We start from the raw sequence: 15,240 nt of genomic DNA, 5'->3' as shown, positions 1-15,240 counted from the left end.
GGCATGGCGGAGGCAGTGGTTTCCAAGGCGGTGACCTGGGGGCTGTTCGCCGCCTGGGTGGCCAACGATCTGGAGGAGCTGGCCACCATGGCCGGCTGGGCGCGGGCCGCCCGGCCCGCGTTCCAGGAGCGGTTCCCGCGCGTGCCCGAAGCGGTCTGGAAGCGGATGCAGCTCTCGCAGCGGGACGTCAACGTCGCGATCGGCCTCATGGGCGGGGTCATGGCGGCGGCGTCGGCGGACGGGGCGCGTACCGGTGGCCGCAGCCCGTTCTTCCGGACCGTGCTGGTCGGCTTCGGCGTGCACGGTGTCGCGCACCTGGCGCAGTCGCTGGCGTACCGGGGCTACACGCCGGGGGTGGTCACGGCGCCGACGGTCGTCATTCCGTACTCGGTCTGGGCCGTTCGGCGGCTGAAGGCGGCCGGTATCAAGAGCGGCGGCACCGGCGCGGCGGCGGCGACGCTGGCGCTCCTCCCGGTGACCGTGGCGGGAGCTCACGCGCTGGCGCACCGGATCAACCGGCCGCACGGGCGCAGGGCCCGCGCGGCGGAGTGACCGGGTGACGGTGTGGCCGGGCGACGTTGCGGCCGGGTGACGGCCGGGGGTCAGAAGTCGGCGGTCGTGCGCTCTTCGAGCCGCGCCACCGAGTCCTGGGCGTAGGCCTTCTCGTAGGCGTCGCGGATCCGCTCGATCTGGGCGCCGCGCACGCGGGCCTCGGACACGGGGTAGAGCAGGGTCAGTTCGTAGCTGCGCTCCCGTTCGATCACCCCGTTGGAGTCCCGCCACTGCCCCCGGCCGTCCTGGATGGTCAGTCCGTTCGGGAAGCGCGGTGTGACCTCCTCGTCGATGAACGCCAGGAACTGGCGGTCGGTCACATCGGGCCCGCCGTCGGGGCGTTCGGTGCCGAAGAAGAGCCGGGTCTCGATGTAGGCCTCCCCGCGCGTGGTGAGGGCCGACGCCGTGGACCGCGAGGCCGCGGGGGCTTCGTCGCCGAGTGTGGCGTACGCGACGGGAGTTCCCGCGGCCAGTACGGCCAGGGCGGCGGCCGCCGCGGTGAGCGCGGTGTGCTTCTTCGGGCCGGTGAGACCCTGCGGAACGGTGATGCGGGGGAGACGAGGCAAGGCGGGGCCCTTCGTTCGGCGCCTGGGGAGGCGGTGACGGGTGGTGTCCGTATACGGGGGGTGCCCGTATGCGGATGGGGGAGAGCCCGCGAGGACGGGGCCCGTGCGCGAGCGGGGGAGCCTGCGGGTCGGGTGGTGCGGACGCGCGGGCCTCACTGTGACAAGCGGCCCCCGTCGCACAGCGGTAAGGACATGGGCATCCGGTGGAAACCACCCGTACGGGTCGGTCCGGGGCGCCCGCCGAAATCCCGCTGCGCCCCGAGGCCCCGGCCCGTCAGAATCGCCCTCATGACCGCCGAGATCAGCCGGATCAATCCGGAGCAGCTGCACCCCACGCCCGGCTATCACCACATCACCGTCGTGGAGGCGGGCCGGACCGCCCATCTGGCCGGGCAGTGCCCGCTCGACCGCTCCGGCACGCTGGTGGGTCCGGGCGATCTCGACGCCCAGATCGACCAGGTCGCGGCCAACTCCCTTGTCGCGCTCACGGCTGTTGGGGTCGGACCGGCACAGGTCGTCCGGTCGGTGATCTACGTGGTCAGCGACGACGTCACGGTCCTCGGGGCCGCCTGGCGCCGGCTCGCCGGCTCGGTCATCGGGCCTGCGTTCACCACCGCGAGCACGCTCCTCGGCGTCGCGCGGCTCGGCTTTTCCGGGCAGCTGATCGAGGTCGACCTCACCGCGGCACTGCCCGCGTGAATCAATCCGAAGAACGGGTCATGCGAAAAGCGTTTGGCCGGCCGACTCGGCGCTGCTAACTTCCCCGATGTGGCGAAACTCAATCAGATCATCGCAGTGGAGAAGGGCGTCAAGTCCAAGGCTCACCAGGACCTGACGGCGGCGCATCACGGCCTCCAGAAGACCGGTCTGCTGGCCGGGATCTCCCGGACGTACCAGCCGAAGGACGAGGAGGGCGAGCAGCTGCCGCCCGAGTCGACGCTGGTGCAGATCAAGGCCGAGGACGTGCTGCGGGAGACCGCGGCGACCCTGACCCGGCTCTTCGATGTGACCGCCACGAAGGACTGGGCGAACTGCTCGGCCCGCGCCGATGTGAAGGTCGACGGTCGGGTGCTCGTGAGCGACGTGCCGGTCTCGTATCTGCTCTTCCTGGAGAAGCAGCTGACGGACCTGAACACCTTTGTCCGCAAGCTGCCGGTGCTCGACGCCGCGGAGGCCTGGACCCAGGACCCGTCGACGGACTCCTGGAAGACCGAGCCGGTACGGACCCTCCGCACGAAGAAGGTGCCCCGCAACCACGTGAAGGCGGAGGCCACCGAGAAGCACCCGGCACAGGTCGAGGTGTACTACGAGGACGTCCCGATCGGGTACTGGACGACGGTGAAGTTCTCCGGCGCCCTTCCCGCACGTCGCGTCAACGAGTTGCTGGACCGGGTGGAGAAGCTCCAGCAGGCCGTGAAGTACGCTCGCGAGGAAGCCAACGGCGCGGATGTCACCGACCAGCGGGTGGGTGATGCGGTATTCGGTTACCTCTTCGGGTGACCGACCATTGATTCCCCGGCCGACTCATTTCGGCCGGGGTGCGCGAGGAGCGCAAGCTGAAACTGAAGCTTGTCGTGACGACGTGGTTCCAGTGGAGGTTCGAGTCCTCCCCCCGGCATTCTGTGCGTCCCGCGCCTGAGCGGGCCGGGGTGGCCCAAATGGTAGAGGCAGACCGCGATCAATCTCAGACTCTTGCTCCAGACTCAGCATTCGCCACCGATCGCCGAATCAAACGGGCCCGTGCCCACGGGCGTCGAGATGCCGGTTCGACTCCGGCCCGCGGAGCTTCGATCTGCGGTCGTCTAAAGGCAGGACGCGGCGACATAAACCTGACACGGGTCCTTAAAAGTGTCGGCGTGCCGAACGGGTGGCACATCAGGGCTCGGGGGCCGGCTACGCCCCCGGGCCCGCTCCCGTTTACGGCGACGCGCCGCTCGAATCCCGTGCCGCGCCGCTCACACGCTCGCGGGCAGCGACACCCCGCGCCCCGCGAAGAAGCGCTCGAAGTCGGACAGCGCGAGCTCCGCGGCCCGCGTCCGCGCCGTCGTGCCCGACGGGTTGTGGAAGTGGACGCCCGTGCCGTCGGCCGTACGGGACGTCAGCAGCACCAGATGCCCGCCCCGCCCGGGAGCCGGCCGCCCGGGGTGCCGGATTCCGTAGTGCACCGAGGCCATGACCGTGCGGCCGCCGTCCAGCAGACCGAGGATCTCCTCCGGCGCGAGATGACGGTGCACCGTGGCGTCCACGCCGTGCACCTCGCGTGCGTACTCGGCGAAGGGGGCGTAGATCAGCCCCCGGATCTCCCCCTGCGCGTCCTCGGTGTACGCGCCGTACCGCAGCGCCCCGTCGCGCAGCGCGAACAGGGACGGGGCCCCGGCGCCGAGCGCCATGCGCAGGCAGGTCATACCGCACAGATGACCCGACCAGCGCGCGTACTCCGCCGGTGACGCCGCGCCCGACTCCGCCCAGGCCGGATCGGTGGCCGGATCGAGTCCCTCCTCCACGATCGGGCCGACGAGCCCGAACGAGGCGAACTGGGTATGGACGGGAAAGCGGCAGGTGGAGCAGGTCACCGGGGGCATCCGATCACTGGCGGTATCCGGTCAGGAAGCGGCCGATGCGGCTGATCGCCGCGTCGAGATCGTCAGCGTACGGGAGCGTGAGGATCCGGAAGTGGTCGGGCCGCGGCCAGTTGAAGCCGGTGCCCTGCACGACCTGGATCTTCTCCCGCAGCAGCAGGTCCAGTACGAACTTCTCGTCGTCGACGATGCGATGAACCTTCGGGTCGAGGCGCGGGAACGCGTACAGTGCGCCCTTCGGCTTCACGCACGACACCCCCGGGATCTCGTTCAGCTTCTCCCAGGCCCGGTTGCGCTGCTCGTACAGCCTGCCGCCCGGTGCGACCAGCTCCCCGATCGACTGCCGGCCGCCGAGCGCGGCCTGAATGGCGTACTGCGCGGGCGCGTTGGGGCACAGCCGCATGGAGGCGAGCATGGTCAGCCCCTCCAGATAGTTGCGGGCGTGCTGCTGCGGGCCGGAGACCACCATCCAGCCGGAGCGGAAACCCGCCACGCGGTACGTCTTCGACAGGCCGCTGAAGGTGAGGCAGACCAGGTCGGGGGCGAGGACCGCCACACTGTGGTGCTCGGCGTCGTCGTACAGGATCTGGTCGTAGATCTCGTCGGCGAACACCATCAGGCCGTGCCTGCGCGCCAGGTCGAGGATGCCTTCGAGGATCTCGCGCGGGTAGACGGCGCCGGTCGGATTGTTCGGGTTGATGATCACGACGGCCTTGGTGCGGTCGGTGATCTTCGAGGCCATGTCGGCGAGGTCGGGGTTCCAGTCCGACGCCTCGTCACAGGTGTAGTGCACGGACTTGCCGCCCGCCAGGGTCACCACTGCGGTCCACAGCGGGTAGTCGGGGGACGGGACGAGCACCTCGTCGCCGTCCTCCAGCAGCGCCTGGACGGCCATCGAGATCAGCTCGGAGACGCCGTTGCCGAGGAAGACGTCGTCGACCCCGACGTCCGCCAGCCCCATCGCCTGGTAGCGCTGCGCCACCGCCCGGCGGGCGGACAGGATGCCGCGCGAATCCGTGTAGCCATGGGCCTGCGGAAGCATCCGGATCATGTCCTGGACGACCTCCTCCGGCGCCTCGAAACCGAAGAGCGCGGGGTTGCCCGTGTTGAGCCGGAGCACGCTGTGGCCCGCCTCCTCCAGGGCGTTGGCGTGCTCGATGACCGGGCCCCGGATCTCGTAACAGACCTCGTTGAGCTTGCTGGACTGCCGGAATTCCATGCGGTGGCCTCCCCGACCTGATTGCGATACTTGGTTTTACCAAGCTCGGGCTTGGAAAGTCCAACAACATGTCTAGACTGCGTCGCATGCCACGTCAGCAACAGCCCGCAACGCGCCCGGTCCGCCGCCGGAGTTACGACCAGTTCTGCGCCACCGCACGCGCCCTCGACTCCGTGGGCGACCGGTGGACCCTGCTGATCGTCCGTGAACTGCTGGCGGGCCCCCGCCGCTACACCGACCTCCACGCCGACCTGCCGGGCGTCAGCACGGACGTGCTCGCCTCCCGGCTCAGGGACATGGAGCAGAGCGGCCTCGCCACCCGCCGCCGGCTTCCGCCGCCCGCCGCCGCCTCGGTCTACGAACTGACCGGGCGCGGCCACGGCCTGATGCCGGTGCTCGCCGCGCTCGCCGAGTGGGGTGCGCCCGCGCTCGCCGAACGACGGCCCACCGATGCGGTGCGGGCCCACTGGTTCGCCCTTCCGCTGCTGCGTGCGCTGGACGGGCTGACCCATGCGGGGATCGTCGAAGTGCACCTGGAGGAGGGCGAGTTCCATGTGCGTGCCGGTGGCGCGGAGGACGGAGCGGCTGTCTACGGGGACGGTCCCGCCGCCCGCGCCGATGCCCGCATCGCACTCGACGTCGAGGTCTTCCTGGCGCTCGCACAGGGCGGGCTGACCCTTGCCGAGGCCGTCAAGGACGGACGCGCCGAGGTGTCGGGGTACGGGCCGCTCGCCGCCGAGCTGCGCGGCGAGTGACCGCCCGGTCCGAGGGGCCACCGGCAGCGGTGCCGGTGGTCAGTTGGCGAGCGTCTCCCCGTACGCCCCGAAGCCGGAGATCACCAGGTCGTCGCGGAAGGTCAGTACCTCACTGACCCGGCCGCCGATCTGGTTGCGGTAGTCGATCACCAGGGCGTGGACGCTCACCCGGACGTCCACCAGATCGAACCGCAGCTCGGGGATGCGCCGGTGGCTCTCGCCGGGCGCGGCCGGGGACGCCCCGATCTCCAGGTCCACGCGCCAGAAGAGCGGCAGCCCGCGGAAGGCGGCGAAGAGCAGCCGCCGACAGCTGGTTCGACACGGGTGCGCTGTGGCGCGAGGTCTTCGGGCCGCTGGAGGCCGGCGGGAGCGGTCGGGTGCTTCCCGACCTCTGGGATCCGGTGACCGACCGGGCCACGCGCAGCCCGTACCGGCCGCTGCCCGGGGGCGGAGTGCTGGTGGTGCACGGCCCGTTGCTGCTGGGGCACTGGTTCCCGTTCGACCTGAGTGTCCATCTGCGGCTGTCGCCGGGCGCGCTGCGGCGACGTACCGAGGAGACGGAGCGCTGGACGCTGCCCGCTTTCGTACGGTACGAGGACGAGGCGGCGCCCGGCGACCGTGCGGACGCGGTCGTACGGGCCGACGATCCGCTGCACCCGGCGTGGACGGGATGGGGCGGGGCGGCTGCCTGAGGCGTGGCCCTGATGGCGTGGTCATGGGGTCGGGCCGGGGCGGCCGCCCACGGTGGTGACCGCCTCCGCCCCCGCCCGGCATCCCGCCGCCGCGGCCGAGGCGTCGTCCTCCCCCGCCAGGTACGCCGCGAGGAAGCCTCCGGTGAACGCGTCGCCCGCCCCGGTCGAGTCCACCGCTCCGCGCACCTGGACGGCCGGGATGCGCCGGGTCACCGCGCCCGCGGCGGCGAGCAGGGCTCCGTCCTCGCCGAGCGTGACGACCACCCGGCCCACCTGGAGGCTCAGCTTGGCCGCGGCGTCGGCCGGTTCGGGCACCCCGGTGAGCAGCCGGGCCTCGTCCGCGTTGGGCAGCAGCAGATCGGCGCCCTCCACAGCGGTCAGGAACCGGTCGGCGCCCAGCTCGGTGAGGAAGCCGGCCGAGGCCGGATCGACGCTCACCGGGATCCGTCGCCGCCGCGCCTCCCGGAGGGCCAGCAGGGCCGTCGCGCGGCTCGTCGCGGCGAAGAGAAGGTAGCCGGAGAGATGGAGATGGGCGATGCCGTCCAGCATCGACGGTGACCAGTCGTCCGGGGAGAGTCGGAGCACGGCGCCGCTGTCGGTGAGGAAGGTGCGCTCGGCGGCGGAGTCGACGAGCGCGACGACGGTGGCGGTCGGCACGTCGTTGTCCACGGCCAGCAGACAGCGCACCCCCGCCCGCCGCAGTGCGTCCCGGTGCCAGTCCGCGCTGTCGGCGCCGACCCTGGCCAGCAGTCGTACGTCGGCACATCCAGAACGGGCCGCCCAGCAGGCGACGTTGGCTCCCGCGCCGCCGGGGAGGGTGCGGATCCGGGCCGGGGTGTCCGTGCCGTGGGCCAGTGCCGTTCCGTGCCGGGCCACCACATCCGTGACCACGTCCCCGATGACGAGCAGGCCGCCGTCGGTCATCGTCCGGCCGACGGGTTCCGCTGTGACGCCGGGTCCTGGGACGTGGCGGCCCACGCGCCGGAGATCCGCGCGGCAAGCGATACGTTGCCGCGTACGGCCGACAGATTGGCCTCCAGCGAAGCGCCCCCGGTTCCCCGCACCAGCCGGTCCAGCAGGAACGGTGTGACGGCCTGGCCCACGAGGCCGCGCTCCCGGCTCTCCGCCAGGGCCTCGGCCAGCACGCGGTCGTGGAGCGCGGGATCCAACTGGTCCGCCACGGACACCGGGTTGGCGACGATCAGCGCGGAACCGGGACCGCCGAGCAGGTCCTGGGTCCGCATCACCTCCGCGACCTCCTCGGGCGTCCGCACCGTCCAGTCGACCGGCTCGCCCGAACTGGTCAGATAGAAGCCGGGGAAGCGGTCGGTGCCGTAACCGAGCACCGTGACGCCCAGCGTCTCCAGGCGCTGCAGCGTGGCCGGGACGTCGAGGATCGACTTCACCCCCGCGCACACCACGGTGATGCCGGTCCGCGCGAGGAGCCGGAGATCGGCGGACTCGTCCTGGGTCCGGGTCCATTCCCGGTGTACGCCCCCGAGGCCGCCGGTCGCGAAGACGCGCAGGCCGGCGCGGGCGGCCAGGAACGCCGTCGCGGACACCGTCGTCGCGCCGCTCACGCCCGTCGCCAGGGCCGGCGCGAGGTCCCGGTGCCCCAGCTTCCGCATCGCGGGGTCCGTGGCGACCCGCTCCAACTGGGCTTCGTCCAGGCCGATGCGGGCCTTTCCGTCGAGTACGGCGATCGTTGCGGGCACCGCGCCCGCGGACCGTACGAGCCCCTCGAGCTCCTCGGCGACCCGCAGATTGCGGGGGCGCGGCAGACCGTGGGCGATGATCGTCGACTCCAGGGCCACGACGGGGTGGTGCGTGGCGAGGGCCGCCCGTACCTCGGCGGAGAGGGCGGGGGCGCAGGGATGTGCGCTGTGCGACGCGTTGGATGACATGTCCACATCCCTGTCGCGGGCGTACCCGCCTCAAACGTGCGGCCGGGGCGGCGGCCCCATGCGGGACGCTCGGGCGGACCGGGATTCGGTCGACCGGTACTGACGCAACCTGCTACCGAGTCGTCTTCCGGCACTCGCTAAGGTGACCGGCCATGACCACATTTGATCAAGCTCCTGCCTCGTTCGTCGTACACATTCCGGACGCCGAACTCGAACCGGAACCGCTCGACCCCGCGCAGATCGTCTCGGGCGAGCCCGTGGTGACCGGCAAGGTGCTCTGGGAGTCGCCCGACGGCAAGCAAGTGCGCGGGATCTGGCAGATCACGCCCGGCGTGGTCACCGACACCGAGGCCGACGAACTCTTCGTGGTCGTCAGCGGGCGCGCGACCGTGGTGGTCGAGGGCGGTGCGACGCTGGAGCTCGGGCCGGGGGACGCCTGCGTGCTGCGCGAGGGCGACCGTACGACGTGGACCGTGCACGAGACGCTGCGCAAGGCGTACCACATCAGCCTCTGAGGCCTCAGGAACCCTCCGAAGCCTCATGGGCCCTCCGGAGTCTCAAGAGCCTTCCGGAATCTCAGGCGTCGCGTGGAGGCGTCGGTGCCGCGGGCCGGGCGAGTGCCCGGCGCAGTGCCAGCGCCGCCATCGGCAGCAGCAGACACGCTCCGACCACGTTCAGCCAGCCGTAGCTCGCCCGGGCGACGATGATCCCGGCGACGACTCCGCCGATGCCCGCCGCCGTGTTCATGGTCAGATCCGACAGACCCTGCACGGCGGCCCGGGCGGGCTGCGGCACGGAGTCGGTGAGCAGCGCCGAACCGGCGACCAGCCCTGCCGACCAGCCGAGACCGAGCACGAAGAGACCGGCCGCCGTCTGCCCGTGGCTGGGGCCCGCGGTTCCGGCCAGCAGCGCGGCGCAGGAGAGCAGCCCGACCGCCAGACCGATCACGGCGAGCCGGCCGAAGCGGTCCGACAGCCAGCCCATCACCGGGGAGAACGCGTACATCCCCGCGATGTGGCCGCTGATGACCAGGCCGATCAGCTGGAGCCCGGCGCCGTGATGGCCCAGATCGACCGGGGTCATCACCATGATCGAGACCATCGCGGTGTGCGAGACGGCCACCGTCACCAGCGCCAGCCGTGCCATCGGCGAGGCCCGGACCGCCGCGATCCCGGCACGCAGCGAACGGCCGGCCCGCGACTCGTCGCCCTGCGGCGCCAGCGCCCGGGCCGTGAGCAGGGGGTCCGGCCGCAGCAGCGCCCCGACCACCACGGCGGCCAGCAGGAAGATGCCGGCCGCGAAGACGAACGGGCCCGCCTTCTCGGATATCGCGGTGCCGCGGAAGAGACGGCCCACCGGAGCGGCGATGTTCGGCCCGAGAACGGAACCGATCGTGGTGGCCCAGATGACGGTGGAGATCGCCCGGCCGCGCCGGTCGGGCTCGGCCAGGTCCGCGGCGGCGAACCGGGCCTGCAGATTGGCCGAGGAACCCGCACCGAACCCGGCCATGCCGAGCAGCAGCAACGGGAAGCTGTCCACGAGGGTGGACAGGACCACGAGCCCCGCGCCGAGTGCACCGATCAGATACGCCAGTACGAGACCGGGGCGCCGGCCGCGCGAGGTCATCAGCGCGGCCAGCGGCAGCGAGAGCAGCGCGGTCCCGGTCACCGAAGCGGTCGGGGCCAGACCCGACAGCGCCTCGGAGCCGCTCACCTCCGTGGCCAGCACGGGGGCCAGGGCGATACCGATGGGCACGCCGAGGCCGCCGAGTATCTGGCTGCCTATGAGCACCGCGGACGTTCTGCGTCGCAGCGCGGGCAGTTCGGCCGCCGAGACCGGGGCGGCGGGGTGGCCGGGCCCGGTGGGGGTGTCAGGTGCATCAAGGGTGTTGGTCACTGGCGCAGTGTGCCAGTCCGTACACGGGTACGGAACCGGATTCGGGCCGTGCGTGGACAGCACACCCCGGCGCGTGGGGCCCGGGGCCGGGCGAGGGCTCGCGGCTCCGGTGACCGGCTCAGAACAGCGGCTCGGGCAGCACGCCCTCCAGAGCCAGCAGCTTCCGCTTGGTTTCGAGACCACCGCCGAACCCGCCGAGTCCGCCGTCGCTCTCCACCACCCGATGGCACGGCACCACCACCGGCAGCGGGTTGGACCCCATGGCCGCCCCGACCGCCTGCGCGGCACCCGGCTGTCCCACCCGCCCGGCGAGGTCCCCGTATCCGACGACCGTCCCGTACGGCACACCCGTCGCCAGCTCGCGGAGCACCTGGCGGTTGAAGCCGGACGTCAGCGACCAGTCCAGGGCGAGCGAGAACTTCCGCGACGTGCCCGCGAAATACGCCGCGAGCTGGCGTATCGGCTCGGCGAGCCGGGCGGAGCCGGGATTCTCCACCGGCTCCGCGCCGAGTCGCGTCCGCAGCTGCCCGACCGCCTTCTCCCGCACCTCGGGACGGGCGTGGAAGACCACGCTCACCAGCCCCGTGCCGGTCGCGGCGAGCAGCAGCGGGCCGATGTCGCTCCCGACGACGGCCCACTCGACGACCCCGTTGCTGTTCATGGGAACCACCGTACGACCGGCCACTGACAACGGGGCCGGGGAGACGGGTCCGGCCCGGCGGTCAGCCCGTGGCTTCGCGCACCACATCGGGGTTGTTGGTGATGATCCCGTCCACGCCGAAGCCCGCCACCTTCGTGGCGGTCGCCGCGTCGTTGACCGTCCAGGTGTTGACCCGGAGCTTCTTGCCGTGCGCGCCCTTCAGCGCGTGCACTGCGTTCACGTAGTCGGCCGAAACCGAGGTGTGGGAGGGGTTGATCTGGTCGGTGAAGGCCGCGTACGACGGCAGATCGGTCACGGCGGGAGTGCCGAGGAAGCCCGTCGTGACGTCCGGGCGCAGCTGGTGCACCTTCTTCACGCTGTCCGCGCCGAAGCTCTGGATGACGAGCCTGTTCTTCACGTGAGCGCGGTCGAGCCACCCCTTCTGGCGCAGCACCCGCAGGGTCTCCTTCTCGATGCCCGGGTAGGTCTCGGGGCTCTTGATCTCGAGGAGCAGCTTCTGCCGGTTGCGCTCGACCCGGTCCAGGTACTGCTTGAGCGTGGGCACCCGGGATCCGGCGAACTGCGGACCGAACCAGCTGCCCGCGTCCAGCCGGGCGATCTCCGCGGCCGTGAAGTCCTTGACCGCCCACGACGTCCGGTCCGGGAAGACCTCCTCGACATCGGTGGTCCGCTTCAGATCGGTGTCGTGCACGACCACCAGCACACCGTCCTTGGTGAACTGGACGTCGTTCTCCACCCAGTCGAAGCCGAGGGCGTCGGCCTTGTCGACGGCGGCCAGGGTGTTCTCCGGCGCGTAGGCCGAGGCGCCCCGGTGGGCGAAGACGAGGGGGGCCTTCCGCTTCGCGTCCGTGGTCCGGGCGCTCACGGTGCTGACGTCGGTGACCGCGGTCACGTGCCCGGCGCCGACCGTGGCCGTGCCCGCGCCCGTGGTCCGCGTATCGGTGGTCGACGTCAGAAAAGCGCCGGTGCCCATCACGGCGGCGGCAGCAAGAGCGGCGGTTGCGGTGCGTGCGTACACGTGTACTCCTTGCGTCATAAGTTGCGGACGGGCCGAGAGTGGCAGCCGCGTCCCAACGGGGGACAGGCGAAGGATGGCCACAACGTGAACGCGGCCGACGATGCCGTGTAACGGGCCGGATTCCCTCTCGATAAAATGCAGCTCTTCTGTTTGTTTGCCGGGACTCGCGCCTTAGGGTCACCCCGAACCCGGGCTTCCGCGAAGGGCGTACGAGCATGCAGGGCACGATCGACGGTTTCAGCTACGGAGCGGTGACGCCCGTCGCAGCCTTCCTCATGGCCTGCCTCGGCGCGGCCCTCGGCCTGCGCTGCACGAACCGTTCGCTGCGCACCGAGCGTTCCTTCAAGGCCGGCTGGCTGGCCCTCGGTGCGACGTCCATCGGCTCCGGCATCTGGACGATGCACTTCATCGCGATGATGGGCTTCTCCGTCGAAGGGGCGACCATCAGCTACGACAAGCCGATCACCTTCGCCAGTCTCGCGGTCGCCGTCGGCATGGTCGGCGTCGGCATCTTCATCGTCGGCTACCGCGGCGCCACGAGAATGGCCCTGATGACGGGCGGCACGATCACCGGGCTCGGCGTCGCCACCATGCACTACCTCGGCATGGCCGGAATGCATCTCGAAGGACGGTTCGAGTACGACACGGTCACCGTGGCCCTGTCCGTCGTCATCGCCGTGGTGGCCGCGACGACCGCACTCTGGGCGGCCGTCTCCATCAACGGATTCCTGCCCAGTCTCGGGGCCAGCGTCGTCATGGGCGTCGCGGTGAGCGGCATGCACTACACGGGCATGGCCGCGCTCAGCGTCCATCTGCACCCCGGCGCCCTCCCCGACGTCGCGGCGGCCGACGCGGCGACCGCACCGCTCGTGCCGCTGTTGATCGGCCCCGCCTGCTTCCTGATCCTCGCCGCCGTGGTCGTGATGTTCGATCCGCTGATGGTGATGGGCACCCCGGACTGGAACGACCCCGGGACCGCGAACGGGGCCGGCCGGCCGCCCGGAATCCCGGCCCAGCGACAGGTGCCGCGCTTCGGGACGCACGCCGACCCGGCGTCGTTCCACTCCCGGCCGCGCGACCCCGCGCCGCCGGGAGAGTGGTGACCCCGCCCTGGTACCTCGGCTGACCCGGCCCGGTTGTCAGTGGTGGGTCGTACGGTGGTTCCATGCGGCCCGTTTCGAAGATCGAACGTTCGGTGGCGCCTTTCGAGGTCGTCAGTCCCTACCAGCCCAGCGGCGACCAGCCGGCGGCCATCGCCGAGCTGGAGCGGCGCATCCGCGCCGACGAGAAGGACGTCGTCCTGCTCGGCGCGACCGGCACCGGTAAATCGGCGACCACCGCGTGGATGATCGAGAAGCTGCAGCGCCCCACGCTCGTGATGGCACCGAACAAGACGCTCGCCGCACAGCTGGCGAACGAGTTCCGTGAGCTGCTGCCCAACAACGCCGTCGAGTACTTCGTCTCGTACTACGACTACTACCAGCCCGAGGCGTACGTACCGCAGTCGGACACCTACATCGAGAAGGACTCCTCGATCAACGAGGAGGTCGAGCGGCTGCGCCATTCGGCGACGAATTCGCTGCTCACCCGGCGCGATGTCGTCGTCGTCGCCTCCGTCTCCTGCATCTACGGCCTCGGTACGCCCCAGGAGTACGTGGACCGGATGGTCCAGCTCAAGGTCGGCGACGAGATCGACCGGGACCAGTTGCTGCGCCGCTTCGTCGAGATCCAGTACAGCCGCAACGACCTCGCCTTCACCCGGGGCACCTTCCGGGTCCGCGGCGACACCATCGAGATCTTCCCGGTCTACGAGGAGCTCGCCGTCCGCATCGAGATGTTCGGCGACGAGATCGAGGCGCTCTCCACCCTCCACCCGCTCACCGGCGAAGTGATCAGCGAGGACCAGTCCCTCCACGTCTTCCCCGCCAGCCACTACGTCGCGGGCCCCGAGCGCATGGAGAAGGCGGTCAACGGCATCGAGCAGGAGCTGGAGCAGCGCCTCGCCGAGCTGGAGAAGCAGGGCAAGATGCTGGAGGCCCAGCGGCTGCGGATGCGCACCACGTACGACATCGAGATGCTCCGGCAGATCGGCACCTGCTCCGGCGTCGAGAACTACTCGATGCACTTCGACGGCCGCTCGCCCGGCACCGCCCCCAACACCCTCCTCGACTACTTTCCCGAGGACTTCCTCCTCGTCCTCGACGAGTCCCATGTCACCGTGCCGCAGATCGGCGCGATGTACGAGGGCGACGCCTCCCGCAAGCGCACTCTCGTCGACCACGGCTTCCGGCTCCCCTCCGCGCTCGACAACCGCCCGCTGAAGTGGGAGGAGTTCCTGAGCCGGATCGACCAGACCGTCTACCTCTCCGCCACCCCCGGGAAGTACGAGCTGTCCCGGGGCGACGGCTTCGTGGAACAGATCATCCGACCCACCGGCCTCGTCGACCCGGAGGTGGTCGTCAAGCCCACCGAGGGCCAGATCGACGACCTGGTGCACGAGATCCGCACCCGCGCCGAGAAGGACGAGCGGGTCCTGGTCACCACCCTCACCAAGAAGATGGCCGAGGACCTCACCGACTACTTCCTGGAGCTCGGCATCCAGGTCCGCTATCTGCACAGCGACGTCGACACGCTGCGCCGCATCGAGCTGCTGCGCGAGCTGCGCTCCGGCGAGTACGACGTACTGGTCGGCATCAACCTCCTGCGCGAGGGTCTCGACCTGCCCGAGGTGTCGCTCGTCGCCATCCTCGACGCGGACAAGCAGGGCTTCCTGCGCTCGGGGACGTCCCTGATCCAGACCATCGGGCGCGCCGCCCGAAACGTCTCGGGACAGGTCCATATGTACGCGGACAAGATCACCCCGGCGATGGCGCAGGCCATCGACGAGACCAATCGCCGCCGCGAGAAGCAGATCGCCTACAACACCGAGCGCGGCCTCGATCCGCAGCCGCTGCGGAAGAAGATCAACGACATCGTCGCGACGATCGCCCGCGAGGAGGTCGACACCGAACAGCTGCTCGGCACCGGCTACCGCCAGGCGAAGGGCGCCAAGGCCCCTGTTCCCGCGCTGGGCCTCAAGCCGACCGGATCCAAGAAGGCCAAGGGCGGCGAAGCGGTCACCGACCGGCCCGCCACCGAACTCGCCGGAATCATCGAGGAGATGACCGACCGGATGCGGGCGGCCGCCGCGGACCTCCAGTTCGAGGTGGCGGCGCGACTGCGCGACGAGATCGGGGAGTTGAAGAAGGAGTTGCGCCAGATGCGGGAAGCGGGTCTTGCCTGAGCCCGCAGCACCTGGTGTGTTGCAGGACCGACACAAAACGGCCCCGAGCGGCCGCGCCACCGGCGCGACTGCGTAGGGTGCTGGAAAACCGCGCACGGACGGTTGCGGGGAAAGC

16 protein-coding genes and 2 pseudogenes are annotated in these 15,240 nt (G+C 70.8%); 9 read left to right on the top strand and 9 right to left on the bottom strand.

Annotated features, from left to right (window positions below; all coding sequences use genetic code 11):
- Positions 1–3 precede the first annotated feature (3 nt).
- Complete coding sequence (locus tag OG978_RS10705) at positions 4–552, top strand: HXXEE domain-containing protein (RefSeq protein WP_326764974.1); 549 nt, start codon at positions 4–6, stop codon at positions 550–552.
- A gap of 50 nt (positions 553–602) precedes the next feature.
- Here OG978_RS10705 and OG978_RS10700 read toward each other — a convergent pair whose 3' ends face one another.
- Complete coding sequence (locus OG978_RS10700) at positions 603–1,118, bottom strand: DUF3574 domain-containing protein (RefSeq protein ID WP_442817673.1); 516 nt, start codon at positions 1,116–1,118, stop codon at positions 603–605.
- 288 nt (positions 1,119–1,406) lie between these two features.
- On the opposite strand from OG978_RS10700, the gene OG978_RS10695 reads away from it, so the two are divergent.
- From OG978_RS10695 to OG978_RS10685, 3 genes and pseudogenes are all read left to right on the top strand, one after another.
- Positions 1,407–1,817 carry a RidA family protein gene (locus OG978_RS10695; RefSeq protein ID WP_326764973.1) on the top strand — a complete coding sequence of 137 codons (411 nt, stop codon included), beginning with the start codon at positions 1,407–1,409 and terminating at the stop codon, positions 1,815–1,817.
- A gap of 69 nt (positions 1,818–1,886) precedes the next feature.
- Positions 1,887–2,618: a DUF7873 family protein gene (locus OG978_RS10690; protein ID WP_326764972.1), complete on the top strand. Its 732-nt coding sequence runs from the start codon at positions 1,887–1,889 to the stop codon at positions 2,616–2,618.
- Between the two features lie 32 nt (positions 2,619–2,650).
- Positions 2,651–2,736, top strand: a pseudogene (locus OG978_RS10685).
- A gap of 337 nt (positions 2,737–3,073) precedes the next feature.
- Here the strand turns inward: OG978_RS10685 and OG978_RS10680 are convergent.
- Together OG978_RS10680 and OG978_RS10675 are read right to left on the bottom strand one after the other, a co-directional pair.
- On the bottom strand, positions 3,074–3,691 hold the full coding sequence (locus tag OG978_RS10680; RefSeq protein ID WP_326764971.1) for a peptidase: 618 nt from the start codon (positions 3,689–3,691) through the stop codon (positions 3,074–3,076).
- A gap of 13 nt (positions 3,692–3,704) precedes the next feature.
- The gene (locus tag OG978_RS10675) at positions 3,705–4,916 is read right to left on the bottom strand and encodes a pyridoxal phosphate-dependent aminotransferase (RefSeq protein WP_326764970.1); all 1,212 of its coding nucleotides are present in this window, start codon (positions 4,914–4,916) and stop codon (positions 3,705–3,707) included.
- Between the two features lie 86 nt (positions 4,917–5,002).
- Between OG978_RS10675 and OG978_RS10670 the strand changes: the two genes are divergently transcribed.
- Complete coding sequence (locus OG978_RS10670) at positions 5,003–5,671, top strand: winged helix-turn-helix transcriptional regulator (RefSeq protein ID WP_326764969.1); 669 nt, start codon at positions 5,003–5,005, stop codon at positions 5,669–5,671.
- Positions 5,672–5,710: 39 nt separating this feature from the next.
- On the opposite strand, the gene OG978_RS10665 is transcribed toward OG978_RS10670, so the two are convergent.
- Positions 5,711–5,929 (bottom strand): hypothetical protein, encoded by a 219-nt coding sequence (locus OG978_RS10665; RefSeq protein ID WP_326764968.1) that lies wholly within the window; start codon positions 5,927–5,929, stop codon positions 5,711–5,713.
- A gap of 44 nt (positions 5,930–5,973) precedes the next feature.
- Here OG978_RS10665 and OG978_RS10660 point away from each other — a divergent pair.
- Positions 5,974–6,363: pseudogene (locus OG978_RS10660) on the top strand (uridine kinase); the annotation flags it as partial.
- Between the two features lie 21 nt (positions 6,364–6,384).
- Here OG978_RS10660 and OG978_RS10655 read toward each other — a convergent pair.
- A complete protein-coding gene (locus OG978_RS10655) occupies positions 6,385–7,287 on the bottom strand; it encodes a carbohydrate kinase family protein (RefSeq protein WP_326764967.1) in 903 nt (300 codons plus the stop codon).
- Positions 7,284–8,267 (bottom strand): pseudouridine-5'-phosphate glycosidase, encoded by a 984-nt coding sequence (locus OG978_RS10650; RefSeq protein ID WP_326764966.1) that lies wholly within the window; start codon positions 8,265–8,267, stop codon positions 7,284–7,286. Before OG978_RS10650 ends, OG978_RS10655 begins: the two co-directional genes overlap by 4 nt.
- A 152-nt stretch (positions 8,268–8,419) precedes the next feature.
- Between OG978_RS10650 and OG978_RS10645 the strand changes: the two genes are divergently transcribed.
- Positions 8,420–8,782, top strand: coding sequence for a cupin domain-containing protein (locus OG978_RS10645; protein ID WP_326764965.1), 363 nt, complete (start codon positions 8,420–8,422; stop codon positions 8,780–8,782).
- Between the two features lie 61 nt (positions 8,783–8,843).
- Here OG978_RS10645 and OG978_RS10640 read toward each other — a convergent pair whose 3' ends face one another.
- The 3 genes from OG978_RS10640 to OG978_RS10630 form a co-directional block, all read right to left on the bottom strand.
- The gene (locus OG978_RS10640) at positions 8,844–10,163 is read right to left on the bottom strand and encodes an MFS transporter (protein ID WP_326764964.1); all 1,320 of its coding nucleotides are present in this window, start codon (positions 10,161–10,163) and stop codon (positions 8,844–8,846) included.
- A gap of 118 nt (positions 10,164–10,281) precedes the next feature.
- The gene (locus OG978_RS10635) at positions 10,282–10,824 is read right to left on the bottom strand and encodes a methylated-DNA--[protein]-cysteine S-methyltransferase (RefSeq protein ID WP_326764963.1); all 543 of its coding nucleotides are present in this window, start codon (positions 10,822–10,824) and stop codon (positions 10,282–10,284) included.
- 61 nt (positions 10,825–10,885) lie between these two features.
- Entirely contained in the window at positions 10,886–11,842 is a 957-nt protein-coding gene (locus OG978_RS10630; protein WP_326764962.1) for a glycerophosphodiester phosphodiesterase, read from the bottom strand.
- Between the two features lie 215 nt (positions 11,843–12,057).
- Between OG978_RS10630 and OG978_RS10625 the strand changes: the two genes are divergently transcribed.
- Positions 12,058–12,945, top strand: a complete 888-nt coding sequence (locus OG978_RS10625) for an MHYT domain-containing protein (RefSeq protein ID WP_326764961.1) — start codon at positions 12,058–12,060, stop codon at positions 12,943–12,945.
- Between the two features lie 62 nt (positions 12,946–13,007).
- Positions 13,008–15,125 (top strand): excinuclease ABC subunit UvrB, encoded by a 2,118-nt coding sequence (uvrB, locus tag OG978_RS10620; protein WP_326764960.1) that lies wholly within the window; start codon positions 13,008–13,010, stop codon positions 15,123–15,125.
- The last annotated feature ends 115 nt before the right edge of the window (positions 15,126–15,240 follow it).

Origin of the sequence: Streptomyces sp. NBC_01591, from assembly GCF_035918155.1 — a bacterium.
Lineage (GTDB): Bacteria > Actinomycetota > Actinomycetes > Streptomycetales > Streptomycetaceae > Streptomyces.
This window is presented reverse-complemented; position numbering and strand designations above follow the sequence as displayed.